This is a genomic window from Calothrix sp. CCY 0018, from assembly GCF_963920925.1.
In the GTDB taxonomy this organism is placed as follows: domain Bacteria; phylum Cyanobacteriota; class Cyanobacteriia; order Cyanobacteriales; family Nostocaceae; genus Rivularia.
The window spans coordinates 42,409-58,188 of record NZ_CAWUDI010000016.1 but is presented as its reverse complement, the minus strand read 5'-3'; the positions used below and the strand labels follow the sequence as shown (position 1 = coordinate 58,188).

Sequence of the window (15,780 nt, the reverse complement as noted above, 5' to 3'; positions counted from 1 at the left end):
AGTTTTCTCCAGATAACAGAACTGAAGAAAACCTGTATTGTAATTGTAATTGTAATTGTATAAGCTTTGACTCGAATAATTATAAAGCTTTATTTTCTAATCCGATATCGAAAGTAATTTCATGAACGCCTGGAATTTCTTTAATTTCTTCTACAACATGACGAGCGACTTCTTTATTTTCAACTCTTCCTGAAAGCTTAACTGCACCATTGGTAACGCTGACAATAAGGTTGTCATTGGTATAAGGTTCGATGCTTTCTAAGATAGTTTCATCGCTTACAGGAGGTTGATTCTCAGCATTTCTTGCACTATCACTATACTCAATGCCGCTATAATGACCGCCTCCTGGTGTTAACTTTAGGTCTTCTTCCATCGATTGCTGTGGTTCGTGGATAGCGCTATCTCTAGCTCCTAAAGCTGCTAGGTTGGGTGTTGCCAATGCCGGTAGATTATTAAATGAATAAGTAAATATTACAATACTTAAGAGTGCTATAGTTGACGCGAATGAATACTTGCGCTGAAGTAAGCTGAAACTAACTACAATTGTGACCGTCAGAAATAATATAGTTAATAAATTTAATAAACTCACAGATGAATATCCTCAATATTGCTTCAATTCTGATTAGCCTTTAATACTTAATGGCTTATAGGGTTGAAGTCTTTAGACAACTCAAATATAAAAATAAAACATAGCTAATTCTTCGTTCGATGGATATAAAGGCGCTAGTTTTTTGTATAACTAAAGGCATAAATTAGCTATAAGTGTCAAAATTGCCGAAAAAAGAATAATTTATTGTTAGTTATTAAAAAATAAAGAAATTAAATTATATAAATCTAACTATTGACAGATAACAAATTTGTCCTAATCTCTCAACTGAAGGATGTAGCATTCAATTTATCAAAACTACAATAATAATTAGCACAATTGGGCAGTAATTTAGATTACTTTACATTAGATTACATTACATTTTTTACAGAAATGCTTTTAATGAGAAAGAGTAATGCCCATTTGTCTATCAACAGAGATAAAACAATTGCTTTCAATTAGCAAAAGAGTTTGAAAGAAAGGAGTAAAGAATATGACAATTCAACTACACAATAAAACTCAAAACTTAATTTACAATTCAAAAAACGTTGATTCCCAACTGCAACAAAGCAATCACAAAAGTTTCCCCGGTTCAGGTTTATTGCGATTGCTAGGAGTTGGATTATTTATAGGTATTCTCGGCTTTAGTGGTGTTGCACAAGCAATTGACAGAGGAAGTTCTGGAGCTGCGGTAAGACGAATACAAAACAGGTTAGCTAATCAAAGTTACTACAACGGTCCGGTGACTGGATATTACGGGAGTTTAACCGAACGAGCAGTGAGAAGATTTCAATCTGCACAAAACCTGAAAGTAGACGGAATTGCCGGACCTAGCACTATTAGTGAATTGCAAGAAGATAATAACGTTAGAGTTTATCCGGGTGTATTAGAACGTGGCGATCGCGGTCAGGATGTAATTGACTTACAAGCTCAATTAACAACCGGGGATTATTATGATGGTCCGGTAACAGGATACTATGGTAAAGCTACAGAACAAGCCGTAAGAAGACTTCAAGCAAGCCAAGATTTAAAAGTAGATGGAATTGTTGGACCTAGAACCTGGAGTGTCGTGGTTAGTAGGTCTGTAAACCCAGACCCATTAATTAATTAGCAATAGTTTGGTTTGTAGTAAGGATTCAAGTCCTTGCTACAAATGATTTAAGATAGTTGAATAAAGTGTTTTTGATTAATTTTGATAAATTAAAACTTGCTTTTTACATTTTACCTTTAGGGGCTATTAGTATTTCTAGTTGTACTTCTGGCAAAGAAATTATATATCCATTCACACCGAATGAATCAATAACACCATTAGCTAGTCAAGTTACACAAACGGTTGAAATCCCCAAACCATAAAATGTTAATTACAATAAATATTACAACGACCGCTTCAAATTTTCAGTACTTTATCCTGCGGAATTTCTAGATAAACAAGGTGCGCCTGCAAATAATGACGGTCGCACGTTTATATCTGATAATAGTAGCATCGTCATGAAAGTTTTTGGTCGTTACAATACTTTCAATTTCCTTTATTCTGATAAGAGAGTTATTAAAAAACTTTATCGTCGGGAGTCAAACCAACCTAACAGAGATTTCGTCTACAAACGGTTGGGAAACGATTATTTTGTAGTTTCTTACTCTAATAAATTCACTAACCTGTTTTATTACAAGAAAGTTTTACTTGTCAATAATAGAATTTTAACTCTAATTCTTCGTTACGATAAATCACTTAAACCTGAATTGGATTCGATTGTAGAAAAAATTTCTCGCTCTTTTTGCGGCTATGAACGAACATGATAGCGAGAATTATAGATGTATTTCAACAGTTAATATATAAAGTTTTTGTCGTTATTACCATTTAAAACAGAACAATGAATAAATTTTCTATTTTTAGCAGCTTATTTTTAGTCGCTGCTGGTATTTCTAACTATACTTCTGCTCAAGTCAAAGCGTCACCAATACCAGTAACTACTAAAGTTGCACAAGCGGTTGAAATTCCCAAACCAGTAAATGCTAATTACGAAAGATATTACAACGATCGCTTTAATTTTTCAATACTTTACCCTGACGGACTTTTAAACAAACAAGATGCACCGCAAAATAATGACGGACGCACCTTTGTTTCTCCAGTTCAAAACATTGTGATGAAAGTTTTTGGTCGTTACAATGTCCAAGATGAAAATCTCAAAAATCTTTATCGTCAGCAGTTAAACCAGCCAAATAAGGAAGTTACCTACAAAACGTTAGAAGATGATTTTTTTGTAGTTTCTGGCTACGAAAATAATCAAGTTTTTTATAACAAAGTCATGTTTAAAAATAATAGAATATTGAGCTTGAACATAGACTATAATAAATCACTGCAACCCGAATTTGATGCGATTGTGGCAGAAATTTCTAACTCGTTTCGTGGCTATGAGCGAGTTAAAAATGGTCGCTATGTTGAGTTTGGTGAGTCTCCCTTCAACGGTTTACCTAAATATGTAGATTTACAAAGTATTCAACGGACAGATACTAATACTTATAACTATAAAATTGTCACTGGATTAAACCCTAGCACTAGCATCTCAACTGCTCAAGTAAATTGCAATCAATTAACCAGGATTCGCTTTTTAGAACCGGAGAAAGTAGTGGAAACAAGTCCTACACAAACAGGACCATATTCCTATTATGACGCTAATCAAATTGTTTGCCAGCAACAACAAAATGCTGCTAATCCAGAGCCAAATCCAAATCCAGATAAACAATATCAAATTAAAGTTTTCTTTCCCGTCACTCCCGAAAGTAATGATGATTTTACAGCGGTACAACCAGTCACCAGAACAACCGATAATTTAGGAGTTGCACGCTTTGCTCTCAACCAACTTATCGCAGGTCCAACAAAGCGCGAACAGCAAAAAGGTTTAATTGACGTAATTGATTTAACCGGCGAATCAACCTGCGGACAAGATTTCCGAATTACGATTAATAGAGGAGTTGCGCTATTAAAATTTTGTCGCGATGTTCCCACCGCAGGAGTTGGAGATGATGCTCGGATAGAAACTGCTATAAATAAAACTTTGAAACAATTTCCTACGATTGATCGAGTTGCAATTTTGAATAAAAACGGTAATTGCTTCAAGGATGCAAGTGGTGAAAATTTGTGTTTAAATTAGTACTCGACCAACCCAATATTGTCAGGTGGGGTTCGGGAATAGAGAATAGTAGAAAGAAAATTATCCAGGCTTTATTTTCTTGATGAAGTATTAGATTTTGCTTTTTCAAATGCACATTTGTTTTGATTCTAGCTCCTCTAGTTTTAAATATAATTTAAGAATTTATCCATAGCACCCTTTTTTCTTAGGGTTATAAAATTTGCAAGCGCAAGTGGGAGAAAGTATATGAATTGGTCGATTTTTGTAGGTGTTTTAGTAGGAGCTATTATTGCTCTAGGTTTAGCTTACTTAATTGCTAGTTTCGTCGTAGGGCAAGAAGTTGCTCAAAGAAACTTGCAAGGTATTTTTCCTATTGGCATTCTCGCGGGGGTATCAATACCGTTTCTGTTTTATTTTTTGTCAAATATAGAATATTTATGGTTTACGTTAGCAGTTCTAGCACTTATCTTCGTGCTAGGTAGCATTGTTAACTGGTTTTGGCGCAAACGTCAGACAGGTTTGCTATTGTTAAATGTCGGACAAACTCGTAGTCACTGGTTAACATTGGGGGCTGGGGTAATTTTTACTTCGTTAGCAATGGGACAAACCTACATATTAATTACTCGGACAACTGAGACTTTTGCTGAAGACAATAATTTATTGTTATCTCAGATAGTTTTTAATTGGGCTTTAGCTATCTTTTTTATAGTAAACGGACTCTCTAAGTTAGAGTTACGAGAAAAAGCTATTTGTTTTATGAGCGCAATTATAAAATGGGATGAGATTAAATCTTATAAATGGGAAGGTAAACAAGGGAATATTCTCACAACTTGGCATAAAAAGCAATTTCTGGGATTTCCTAATCATCAAAGTTTTCCTATTCCTGCTCATAAAAAAGCTGCTGTTGAAAGTATTTTAAATGAATTTCTGTCTTAAGGAAGTTGCAGACAGTTAATCTATTCTTATTTTATTATTTTTTAAACTTAGATAAAGTGAGACAGCAAGAAATATTACCCTATCTCGCCCCAGATGGTAAAACTCAGGTAGGAGTAAAATATCGCGATCGCCTACAAGTTTAATATGTTGGAACACCTACTAGTCGAGATGAGAGTTCTGCATCTCCTAAATCTGCGGCTATACTGAGCAAGAAGGCTAGGAACCAGTCTGGAAGAGAAATACATCAAGCTCGTTGGTACATTTTCTGAATTTAGTGTTGCGACCTCGCGCACTTACAGTCCTTTATGCCTAAGAAATCAGGTTTCTGACACGCTCTGCAAGATGATAATTGTACTTTACTTTTATAGTATTGCAACGTGCTATAGATAGACCTTTAACATCGGTTAATATTTTCATACTCTCTCAATTGAGGGATAAATAAATAAATTTTAAAGTTTAACTTTAAACAAGCAGTTAACAACTGCTTTTATAAAAATGGATAGTGTTCTTCTGATTAAGTATTAGCTTTAAATCAAAAATCGAAGATAGGAGAGATAAAAAATGTCAATTCCCATTCCAAAAACTCCTGCTGGCTACAGCTGGGGTAATGCTGATGCTCCAATTCAAGTAGAAATGTTTATGGATTTAGAATGTCCTTTTTCTAAAGATGCGTGGTTAAAGGTACTGAAAGTAGCAAATACTTATGGCAAAGAGCAGTTCAGACTGACTATTGAGCCAATGAGTTTAAGCAATCACCGTCAAAGTTGGGATGTAACAAAAGCAGCATTAGTAGTAGCAGGAGAGGACACCAATCAATTTATAAATTTTGCCAGTTACTTATTTAACCATCAACACGAATATAGTAATGGCACTTTTAAAGATAAAACTCTTTCTGATTTGCATAATCTTTTAGCTGAATATGCTGCTGATTGTGCTAACTGGCAGGATAAAGCAGATTTTTTACAAAGGTTGGAAAGCGAAGAAATATATGAGAAAGCCCGAATACCAGCACGTCTAGCAATCATGCGCGGTGTGTGGTCAACTCCTACATTTTTTATCAATGGTTTTCCTACTGAAGAATTGTCTTCTAAATCAATTATGGAAGATTGGCAAGCTGTAATTAATCCACTTTTAAATTAGTTTTATAGAGGCTATTCGATATAATCCGTGCATTAACTATTCTTGTCAAACAAATAAAGAGAAAAAACATCATGAAACTTAGTTTTCTTTTTTGGGTAACTTTATCGTTTGTAATTGTAGGAGCAGCAGTACTGTTTATCCAACCTTATATTGACTTTCATTAATTTGAAATTTATTGACGAAATGTTGTAATTTATTTAGTGTAAATTTGAATTATGAATTATTTAGTTGCAGTATTATCCAATCGTTTTCAAGTAGAAGCTGCCTATACTGCTCTTGAAAAAGAAAACTTACCAAAAGAACAAATAAGTATTCTTGGACAAGGTTATCAAAGCGCAGATGACTTTGGATTGATTCAACCAAATAAACAAGCTGCTAAGCAATCAAAACGATTTTTTTATTGGGTTATTGCCTTTGGTTTTGTAGCTGGCTACGCCTTTAATTTACTTACGGGAATTGAAATCTTTAGTTGGGCTGGTAGTATCGGCAATCACATCATTGGAGGTATTTTAGGAGCCGTTTCTGGAGCCTTGGGCGCAATCTTACTTGGAGGTGCTGTCGGTTGGACTGTAGATAGCGGTGATGCGCTGCCTTACCGCAACCGTCTGAATGCTGGTAAGTATTTGATTGCGTTTAAGGGAAATGATGCTCAGATAAGAGAAGCTACACGAGTGTTACGTCAATTTGAGCCAGAGAATATTCAAAGCTATAAAGAGCCAGTTAGTGTGTAAGTATAGCCATTTAAATCAAAATTCAGCAAAAACGAATAATTTATGCCCCCCCACACAACAAATTTAATGGAGATTATGTGATGACTAAAGTAGCAATTAACGGCTTAGGTAGAATTGGCAGAGCCGTGTTAAAAACTATTCTCGATACTCCTGAATTGGAATTAGTTGCAGTTAATTTAGAAACACATCTCAAAGCTGGTGCGAAAAAAGTCATTCTCTCTGCACCAGCAAAAAGCGAAGGAATCGAATTTGTTGTCCCTGGTGTAAGCGATAAGTCAAATCATCAAAATAATCCTCTTATTTCCTGCGCCAGTTGCACCACTAACTGTATTGCTCCAGTTGTAGAAATTATTAATCGTAGAATTGGCGTGAAAAAAGCAATTATGACCACCATTCATGCTTATACCGCCACTCAAGGATTAATTGACAAACCCAGCAAAAAATTTAGAAGAGGGCGATCTGCTGCTGTTAACTTAGTTCCTACTAGTACTGGAGCAGCGATCGCAACTACTAAAGTATTACCCCAATTAGCAAACAAGTTTGATGGGGTAGCTGTGAGAACACCAGTTCCCATTGGTTCGATTAGTGATATTGTCTTAGTGGTTAATAAAGAAACTAATGTCGAAGAAATTAACCAAATATTTCGTGAAGAAGCTAATACTGAACGATATCGAGAAATATTGGGATGTTCTGAAGACCAAATTGTCTCCTCAGATATTATCGGTGATTCTCATGCATCTTTGGTCGATTTAACTATGACTCAAGTAGTTGATGGAGATTTGATTAAGGTGATGAGTTGGTATGACAACGAGTGGGGTTATGCAAATCAGATGATTAGAGAAGTAGTGCAACAACTTCCATTGTGGAAGCAATCAATGCAAACTGCTGGCTAACTTTAACTAAAAATAGGGACGATTTTAATTGACATCTATTTTTCCATTGTGAATATCTTGTTCTTCTAAAAGAATAGTCGTCTCTGCACCTATTCTCCCAAAATCTGGTTCCAAACCCATGCTCATTTCCACAGTATAAATCCAGCTACCAGCTTCTCTTTGCAGATTTTTTATTTTCCCCGTACCACCAAGAAAGCTAACTTTTTCTTGCAGATAAAATTTGGGTTTCTCAAGACAATTAATACTCATAAAAATCCTTGTTAATAATTAATACTGTTTTGGCTTTGGGTTCAAAAACAACCAGCTAATAAACTAATAAAGTAAATGTATATTTTCTAATACCATTTCTTTATAAAGATGCGCCGAATTCAGCCCACGCAGGTGGGCTTTGTTTGGGTAGCCCCACTCTTCCAGAGTGAGGGCGATTAAGCGCAGCCTCATACAGAATTGGTATAAGGTAAAGAATTATTTGTGTTTTTCCGCGAAACAGCCAACACATTTGTCCACTTTTTTTTCTCTTCTAATTTCAATTGCCTATGATTATATTATTCAGTCATGATTTTTATTGTTTCTACCCTAAGTTGTATTTTAACTATTGATAAATTTATATTTTTTCAAATAGTTGAGTTATTTATTTTGATTTTTTCTCTAAAAATAAATATTTATCAAATTTATCAAAAAATCAGCAATATTTTAATAATCGAATTAGTTATTAAATTATGCTTGCACAATTGCATTTTATTTAAAAATAAATAAAAATATTGCTATTATTTGAGCTATAGAAAAATGATTTACTACTTTAGTTAGATGAAAATAAACATAAAAATGTCATAATTGTTTACTGAATGAATCATAAAATTCACAAGTATGAGTTATAACAAGATAAACCTACTTCTAAAAAACATAAAAAACATAATTAATAAGCTGGTATCTGCTTTATTAATACTAAGTATGATTACTGTCTTATTTGCTTTTAGTTCGCAAACTGCTACAGCTGAGCAACTTCAGTCAGAGCAACTCGAATCTATTAAAGAAGTAACTCCAGAAATAATAGAAGACAAGAATTCGATTCCATCTCGATTAGAACTGAATAATTTCGTAACTTCAGTAGTAAAAAAAGTCGAACCTGCTGTTGTGCAAATAAATGTTTCTCGTGATTTGGATGGTGTATTTTTGCCTTCTTTGTTTAGAAGAGCGCCAATAAATTCCCAGGTACCGATGTTGCGCGGTGTTGGTTCTGGCTTTGTCATTAATAGTAAGGGTTTGATTTTAACTAATGCTCATGTAGTTAATTTAGCTGATAAAGTAACTGTTACTTTTCAAGATGGTCGCCTCCTCGATGGCGAGGTATTGGGTAAAGATCCCGTTACCGACATTGCTGTAATCAAAGTGCAATCAGAAGAAAATTTGCCTGCTGTAACTGTTGGCGATTCAGATTTAGTCGAACAAGGACAATGGGCAATTGCGATTGGTAATCCTCTTGGCTTACAAGAAACTGTTACCGTTGGTGTCATCAGTGCTACACATCGTTTCAGTGGCGATATCGGTATTCCTGATAAAAGAATAGGCTTTTTACAAACCGATACGGCAATTAATCCAGGTAACTCTGGCGGTCCTTTACTAAATGCCTTGGGAGAAGTTATCGCCGTTAATAGTGCAATTATCGGTGGGACTCAAGGACTGGGTTTTGCAATTCCCATCAATACCGCACAAAAAATAGCCCAGCAGTTAATAGCCAACGGAAAAGTAGAACATCCCTATATCGGTATCGAGATGGTTTCCTTAACTCCACAAATCAAACAAAGGTTCAACCAAATCTCCAATCGCAAGTTAAACATTAACAGCAATAGCGGTATTCTAATTACGAGTATTGCCCGTAATTCTCCCGCACTCGCTGCTAGACTACAGGTGGGTGATGTCATCAAAGCCGTTAACGGTCAGTCTGTTAGCCGATCTGAGACGCTGCAAAAATTACTTGATGAGAATGGAATCAATCATCAATTGAAATTAGAAGTAGAACGTCAGAATGCCGCTATGGAAGTAAAGGTTAAACCTGAATCTTTACCTGCTCAAGCTTAATCATTGAAGACTGTACCTCAGATATTAGATACTATCTTTACGTACCTAGCGAAATTTGAGAGTGGAAATAAATAGTTTTGAAGATCTAAGGGAAGATGAACCAAACAGCGAAAAGGAGCAAGGAGTAGAAATTGCTCCTGAAACACAAACCCAGTTTTGAGTTCGAGTTTGCTCGAATATTTATCCAAAAGATTGACCAATTTACCTTTATTGAAGAGATAGGAAAACAAATATGAAACTGCAAGGAAAAGTAGCATTAATTACAGGTGGAGGTTCAGGAATCGGCGAAGCCTCTGCCAAGTTAATGGCACATGAGGGTGCAAAAGTTGCAGTAATAGGGCGAACCAAAGAAAAGCTTGATAACACGGTTGCTGATATCTGTCAACAAGGAGACGAAGGATTGTCCATAAGTGCTGATATTTCACAACCCGAAGAGATGCAGCAGGTGATGCAGAAGATTATTGACCAGTGGGGTAGGCTTGACGTTGTGTTTGCCCATGCTGGAATTAATGGAGTCTGGGCACCCCTAGAGGAGCTAGAGCCAGAGGATTGGCAAAAAACAATAGATATCAATCTGACTGGAACATTTTTAACAGTTAAATACGCCATCCCCTATTTAAAGAAGCAAGGCGGGTCGATTATCATTACCTCATCCGTAAATGGGACTCGTATGTTTAGCAATACTGGGGCAACAGCTTATATGTGTTCCAAAGCAGCGCAGATTGCTTTTATGAAAGCAATTGCCCTAGAACTCGGTCCTTGTGGAATTAGAGTCAATGCTATTTGCCCAGGGAAAGTCTCTACCGATATCAATCAAACTACCGAAGCTCGCGACATAGAAAACTTAGGTAAGCAGGTGGAGTTTCCCGAAGGGAAGATTCCTCTCACTGATGGTAAAGCAGGAACACCAGAAGAGGTTGCACAGTTAGTCCTGTTCTTAGCATCTGATGCGTCTCGCTTTATTAGTGGTACTGAAATTTGGATTGATGGCGCAGAATCCCTTATTAAAGCTTAGGTTTTAATGATTACAAAGCTTGATTTTCTAAACCAATATCGAAAGTAATTTCATGAAGCTTACTTTGGTTATTCTACTTTAGTGGAAGCTGTTGAATCGGAATACAAATTAAGAGAAGTTTTTGGGGATTTTCTTATCTGAGAGTGCGAGTATTGCTTTTATTTATACTAAGTAAGTCGGCAACAATAAATCTAACTATGTAACAGTTGGGTAAATTGGCTTTAAAGCCTTACCCCTACTGCCTACTCCCTACTCCCTTACCATAATTACAATTTTCAACGCTGACCTACTTATTTCATCAAATAGGCAATACAAATCATACAGATAAGAGACGTTGTAATGCAACGTCTCTACAAGATTTATATCTAAATCAAACTTTGGTTTCTTGGCGAAAATTATTGCTTAGCTGTTCGGTAAAATCTGTTGGTTGAGGAATGTCTTCTCCAAACTCGCGCTGTCGTTGCAATGTGTTAGCAAGGTCGGTAGCTGAGATAATGCCTTGTAAGTTGCCATTGTTAGTGACGAGCAAGCGTTGCGATCGCGCATTCCTCATTTTTTCTACTACTTGTGTCATTTTGTCACCAAGCTCGACGGTAATTCCCATTCCGACAGGAAGCATAATGTTTTTAACGGTGCGTCGATTCCATTCGTCTCGCGGAATCTGCTTCACCTGATTTAGAGTCACCAAGCCGATAGGGCGGTCGTTTTCCATAACTGGAAATGACTGATAGCTGCGGTTGAAAAAGTATCCATCCATCAGTTCTTGCAGAGTCAAACTCGCGGGTACTGTTTCTGGATTGAGTGTTGCTACCTCGCGTACCCGCAATCCTTCTAACATTGAGCGAACGACTAAATCTTGATAGCTGGATTCTGCGGCATTGTTTAAAAACCATCCAATTACAATTAACCAAAGTCCACCGATAAAATCAGGAACGGGGCTAAACAATTGTAAGAATCCCCAAGTAATTAGTCCAAATCCTAATAAACGACCACCAATAGAGGCTATGCGAGTGGCTTTTTTGATATTATTGGTAAATTTCCAAAGCGTGGCGCGAAATAAGCGCCCTCCATCAAGGGGGAACCCAGGGAGCAGATTAAAAACGGCTAAGACAATATTAATCCAAGCCAAATAAGCCGCAATGCCAGTCACCACAACGCTCCAGCCCGCACCTTGACCAACATACGAAATCAACCCAAACAAACCAGCAAGTCCCAGACTTGTTAACGGTCCGACACCTGCAATTTGAAACTCATCGCCAGGGGTTTCAGCATCCATTCGAGTCCGCGATACACCCCCAAAGGCAAACAGCGTAATCCCTTCAACCGGAATTCCCTTTGTCTTTGCAACTAATGAGTGAGACAACTCATGTAATACTAATGAAACGAAGAATAGTATAGTTCCAGTTATACCCATGACCAGATAGGTACTTCCAGAAAGACCGGGATAATTAAGCGGAAATAGATTTACTGTCAACGTCCATAGAATTAAAAAGAAGATTAACAGCCAAGATAAATCAACGCGAATCTCGAACCCAAAAAGGGAACCTAATCGAAAACCTTGCATAAAATTTAGACCTTTTGTAATTTTCGTTCTTAAGTTAAGTAACTTCTTTTAATTGATTTACTATCGTTCTTCAGAAGGTTCTCCTTCATAAGCTTGAGTCCCTGATTGAGGATAATCATCATCACTGGGACTAAAATTTCTGACTATTCCTTCCTAGAATCGTTGAAATCTTTGTTGTAGTTGTTGAAAAATATTCATTGATTCTCCTTTCTATCTAATTTATCTAACTCTTCATCAAATTAATTAGTATTCTTAGCGAAATTGCCTAATTTATCTGAATAAGCTAGGGCAGTTTCAATCTAATCACATTTAATCTGAATACAACCGTGGTTGTTCGGCAACTTTCAACTTTAATAACTAATCAAGCTCTCAATTGCAATTACCAAACTACTAATCACTCATAACCTATCTATTTTGAAAAACAGTTACATCTATCGATGAATAGATTCTTTGTAGAGAAAAACTATTGAAGCAGCTATGTCTTAGGTTAGATGTTCGCTGCGGGGCTGCTATAACTTAGCTTTCAAGGTTGTATGCTTAAACTTGCATTCTTACAACGTGCTGTAGTTAGACCTTTAATATAGGTTAATATTTTCGTGTTCTCTAACTGACGGATGAATAAATAAATTTTCACGTTTAAGTTTAAGGTATTGCCACTTTAATCGGGTTGGCTGTTATCCAAACTATTATGGGCAACTTCGTAGATCCACGGGTACAAGGAAAAAGTTTGCAATTATCGCCTTTTATTGCTTTAGTTTCTATCGTATTTTGGGGATGGGTTTGGGGAATTCCTGGTGCGATATTAGGTGTCCCGATGACAATATCAATTATCTTATTTTGCCAGGAATTTGAAGCAACTCGCGGAGTTGCTATAGTTTTATGTGAGATAAAAAATTAAATCAAATACACAAGTCTTTTTGTCCAATTATTAAAAACTCCACCGCTCTGAGCTTTTCTGTTGGCAATTGGATGGGGATTTAAACTCCAACAAGACGGCTTACACGCCAATTGCGTGGGGTATTTAACCCGCTCGTAGCAAAAGCTAAAAGCTGGATGATGATACTGCATCTTTAAAATATAAAATAATAGTTTTTTCTCTTGAAGATTTCTTTTCCTAGCTCATCTCTAAATTATTTTTACTTCTTTCTATAGACAAATATAATTTCATAATCTACCTAGCGATAAAGGTTTTATTAAGACAGCATCACATAACATCGGTAAGAGAAAGGTTGGGAGATTAAATTCAGCTTAGATTAATTGTACGTAATAAATAAGGAGAACTAACATGACTATTACCCCAGATAAAATTCCTGCTCAGTCTCAAGATAGGCAGCCTGCATTAGAATCTGAAATGAACCCCAAACCGCAGTACGATCGCGAAAGCTATAGAGGTAGCGATAAATTAAAGGGTAAAGTCGCTTTAATTACTGGTGGTGACAGCGGTATCGGTCGTTCTGTAGCGGTGCTATACGCTAAAGAAGGTGCAGATGTGGCGATTGTTTATCTTAACGAAGACCAAGATGCCCAAAAAACTAAAGAGTTAGTGGAAGCAGAAGGACGAAAGTGTTTGTTATTGCCCGGAGATATTAGCAACGAAAAGTTTTGCTCTGAGGTAGTACAAAAAACAGTAGAACAGTTGGGCAAACTGGATATTCTGGTTAATAACGCTGCTGAGCAGTACATGGAAAACCCCGAAACTTTAGAAGATATCGATTCGGCACGTTTGGGCAGTATTTTTAGTACCAACATCTTCTCGATGTTTTATTTGTGCAAAGCTGCAATTCCCCACCTCAAAGAAGGTAGCTCGATTATTAATACTACTTCGATAAATGCTTACAAAGGTAATGCTCCTTTACTCAGTTACTCTACAACTAAGGGTGCAATACTTGCCTTTACTCGTTCCTTGTCTCAATCGTTATTGAAAAAAGGCATCCGCGTTAATGGAGTAGCTCCCGGCCCGATTTGGACTCCTTTTATCCCCGATGCTTTCCCCGCCGAACAAGTCGAAGGCTTTGGCAAACAAGTTCCGATGCAGCGCCCAGGGCAACCAGTTGAAGTTGCTACCAGTTTTGTTTTCCTAGCATCAGATGACTCCTCTTACTTTGCCGGACAGGTATTACATCCCAATGGTGGTGTAGTAGTCGGAGCATAGTATTCCAACATTAATTTTGCTAGGTTGGTAGTAGCGCTTCAGCGCCTCATAATCCGGAATTCGGAGGCGCTGAAGCGCTACTACGAACCCGTCAAAAAATGGTTAAAACTGCTTGTTGTGCAATCTGCAAACCTTCTTGAACTGGTATTACATAAGCGTGCAACCCAGAATCATCACTAGTAATTTTTCCTTCACAATCGATGGTTTGTTGATTTCGTTCCGAATCAAGCATCAATCCACACCACTTAAGCTGAGAACAAATGCGATCGCGCACGAAAAGTGTGTTTTCCCCAATTCCACCACCAAATACAATTGCTTTAGCTCCACCCAATACGGCTAAATAAGCTCCAATATATTTAAGAATGCGGTAACAAAAAACCTCCATTGCCAGACGTACTCGCTTATCGGTGTCGAAATGCTTCATCAACACCCGCGTATCGTGAGAGATTCCAGAAACACCTAAAAGCCCCGATTTATTGTTAAGTAATTCTTCTATTTCACCTACTTCAACACCTTCTTTTGTGGCAAGATAATTGATCAGTGCGGGATCGATATCGCCAGAACGTTTCCCCATCATCAACCCTTCCAACGGTGTAAAACCCATTGATGTGTCGATTGATTTTCCGGCTTTAATTGCTGTTGCCGAACATCCACTTTCTAAATGTAGGGTAATAATATCAACTTTTTCTTTGGGAGTATTAGTTATCTGCGCGTATCTGGTTGCCATGTATTGATGTGAGATGCCATGAAAGCCGTAGCGCCGTATTTGATAGCGTTCGGACAGTTCAAACGGAATTCCGTAAAGATGGGCAAAGTCCGGAATATCCCGGTGAAATACGGTATCAAACACGGCCACCATCGGTACTTTGTTACCAAGTAGTTTATGGGTGGCTCGAATTACATCTACGGCGTTTGCATTATGTAGCGGTGCAAGTTCTTCAAGGGCTTCGATCTCTGCAATTACTTCATCATTGATTAATATCGGAGCAGTGAAGCGGTTGGCTCCATGCACTATTCGATGTCCGACTACATCAAATTTATTAAATTTATTACTTATTTCTTGTTTGTTAAGCCATTTTAATGCTTGTTGGGTTGCCGTACTATAATCATTGGCGGTTATTTGCTGCTTATGAATTACTTTTTTGTCTTGCAACTGTGATAAAACGGCATCCCCTCCGATATGTTCGATTGAACAGCTGATTACTTGGTGTAACTGTTGCAAGTCAGGCTTTTCAGAATCAGCCCGGATTAATTCAAATTTGAGAGAAGCGCTACCCGCATTAAATACTAAGACATTCATTTTAAGATTTTCTAAATCATTTTTGATATTTTTCGCTTTTTTAAAGTTACTACTTTTTTATTCAAAACAGGAATTTTTTCAATAACCAAACGGAAGTTCTATATTTCTGATATCTTGCACCATTCTCATTTAGCCCAAATTCCCACCTTAAAATCAATTTTAAGGCTGATATACCGGCGTAGGTTAAAACACACTAAAAGCTTTGTCAGTCGTCTTTAAACGACTTCGTTTGTGAGCCTTGGAATTTTATTCCAAG

14 protein-coding genes are annotated in these 15,780 nt (G+C 37.0%); 10 read left to right on the top strand and 4 right to left on the bottom strand.

Going from position 1 to position 15,780, the window contains the following annotated elements:
- Nucleotides 1-79: 79 nt before the first annotated feature.
- Complete coding sequence (locus ACM03V_RS13670) at nucleotides 80-589, bottom strand: BON domain-containing protein (protein ID WP_414621335.1); 510 nt, start codon at nucleotides 587-589, stop codon at nucleotides 80-82.
- Between the two features lie 490 nt (nucleotides 590-1,079).
- Between ACM03V_RS13670 and ACM03V_RS13665 the strand changes: the two genes are divergently transcribed.
- The 6 genes from ACM03V_RS13665 (at nucleotide 1,080) to ACM03V_RS13640 (ending at nucleotide 7,414) form a co-directional block, all read left to right on the top strand.
- On the top strand, nucleotides 1,080-1,697 hold the full coding sequence (locus ACM03V_RS13665) for a peptidoglycan-binding domain-containing protein (RefSeq protein WP_414621334.1): 618 nt from the start codon (nucleotides 1,080-1,082) through the stop codon (nucleotides 1,695-1,697).
- Nucleotides 1,698-2,454: 757 nt separating this feature from the next.
- A complete protein-coding gene (locus tag ACM03V_RS13660) occupies nucleotides 2,455-3,735 on the top strand; it encodes a hypothetical protein (protein ID WP_414621333.1) in 1,281 nt (426 codons plus the stop codon).
- Nucleotides 3,736-3,960: 225 nt separating this feature from the next.
- Entirely contained in the window at nucleotides 3,961-4,650 is a 690-nt protein-coding gene (locus ACM03V_RS13655) for a DUF5673 domain-containing protein (RefSeq protein WP_414621332.1), read from the top strand.
- A gap of 561 nt (nucleotides 4,651-5,211) precedes the next feature.
- A complete protein-coding gene (locus ACM03V_RS13650) occupies nucleotides 5,212-5,790 on the top strand; it encodes a DsbA family protein (protein ID WP_414621331.1) in 579 nt (192 codons plus the stop codon).
- A gap of 215 nt (nucleotides 5,791-6,005) precedes the next feature.
- Nucleotides 6,006-6,521, top strand: coding sequence for a hypothetical protein (locus ACM03V_RS13645; protein ID WP_414621330.1), 516 nt, complete (start codon nucleotides 6,006-6,008; stop codon nucleotides 6,519-6,521).
- An 80-nt stretch (nucleotides 6,522-6,601) separates the two neighbouring features.
- The gene (locus ACM03V_RS13640; RefSeq protein WP_414621329.1) at nucleotides 6,602-7,414 is read left to right on the top strand and encodes a type I glyceraldehyde-3-phosphate dehydrogenase; all 813 of its coding nucleotides are present in this window, start codon (nucleotides 6,602-6,604) and stop codon (nucleotides 7,412-7,414) included.
- A gap of 24 nt (nucleotides 7,415-7,438) precedes the next feature.
- Here ACM03V_RS13640 and ACM03V_RS13635 read toward each other — a convergent pair whose 3' ends face one another.
- Nucleotides 7,439-7,663, bottom strand: coding sequence for a hypothetical protein (locus tag ACM03V_RS13635; protein ID WP_414621328.1), 225 nt, complete (start codon nucleotides 7,661-7,663; stop codon nucleotides 7,439-7,441).
- A gap of 702 nt (nucleotides 7,664-8,365) precedes the next feature.
- On the opposite strand from ACM03V_RS13635, the gene ACM03V_RS13630 reads away from it, so the two are divergent.
- Both ACM03V_RS13630 and ACM03V_RS13625 read left to right on the top strand, forming a co-directional pair.
- On the top strand, nucleotides 8,366-9,493 hold the full coding sequence (locus ACM03V_RS13630; protein ID WP_414621327.1) for a trypsin-like peptidase domain-containing protein: 1,128 nt from the start codon (nucleotides 8,366-8,368) through the stop codon (nucleotides 9,491-9,493).
- A gap of 232 nt (nucleotides 9,494-9,725) precedes the next feature.
- On the top strand, nucleotides 9,726-10,508 hold the full coding sequence (locus tag ACM03V_RS13625; RefSeq protein ID WP_414621326.1) for an SDR family oxidoreductase: 783 nt from the start codon (nucleotides 9,726-9,728) through the stop codon (nucleotides 10,506-10,508).
- A 370-nt stretch (nucleotides 10,509-10,878) separates the two neighbouring features.
- Here the strand turns inward: ACM03V_RS13625 and ACM03V_RS13620 are convergent, their stop codons facing one another.
- Complete coding sequence (locus tag ACM03V_RS13620; RefSeq protein ID WP_414621325.1) at nucleotides 10,879-12,072, bottom strand: site-2 protease family protein; 1,194 nt, start codon at nucleotides 12,070-12,072, stop codon at nucleotides 10,879-10,881.
- A gap of 649 nt (nucleotides 12,073-12,721) precedes the next feature.
- Here ACM03V_RS13620 and ACM03V_RS13615 point away from each other — a divergent pair.
- Both ACM03V_RS13615 and ACM03V_RS13610 read left to right on the top strand, forming a co-directional pair.
- The gene (locus tag ACM03V_RS13615; RefSeq protein WP_414621411.1) at nucleotides 12,722-12,970 is read left to right on the top strand and encodes an AI-2E family transporter; all 249 of its coding nucleotides are present in this window, start codon (nucleotides 12,722-12,724) and stop codon (nucleotides 12,968-12,970) included.
- A 387-nt stretch (nucleotides 12,971-13,357) separates the two neighbouring features.
- Nucleotides 13,358-14,224, top strand: a complete 867-nt coding sequence (locus tag ACM03V_RS13610) for an SDR family oxidoreductase (RefSeq protein WP_414621324.1) — start codon at nucleotides 13,358-13,360, stop codon at nucleotides 14,222-14,224.
- 91 nt (nucleotides 14,225-14,315) lie between these two features.
- Here the strand turns inward: ACM03V_RS13610 and ACM03V_RS13605 are convergent, their stop codons facing one another.
- Nucleotides 14,316-15,524, bottom strand: a complete 1,209-nt coding sequence (locus tag ACM03V_RS13605; protein ID WP_414621323.1) for an acetate/propionate family kinase — start codon at nucleotides 15,522-15,524, stop codon at nucleotides 14,316-14,318.
- Nucleotides 15,525-15,780 lie beyond the last annotated feature (256 nt).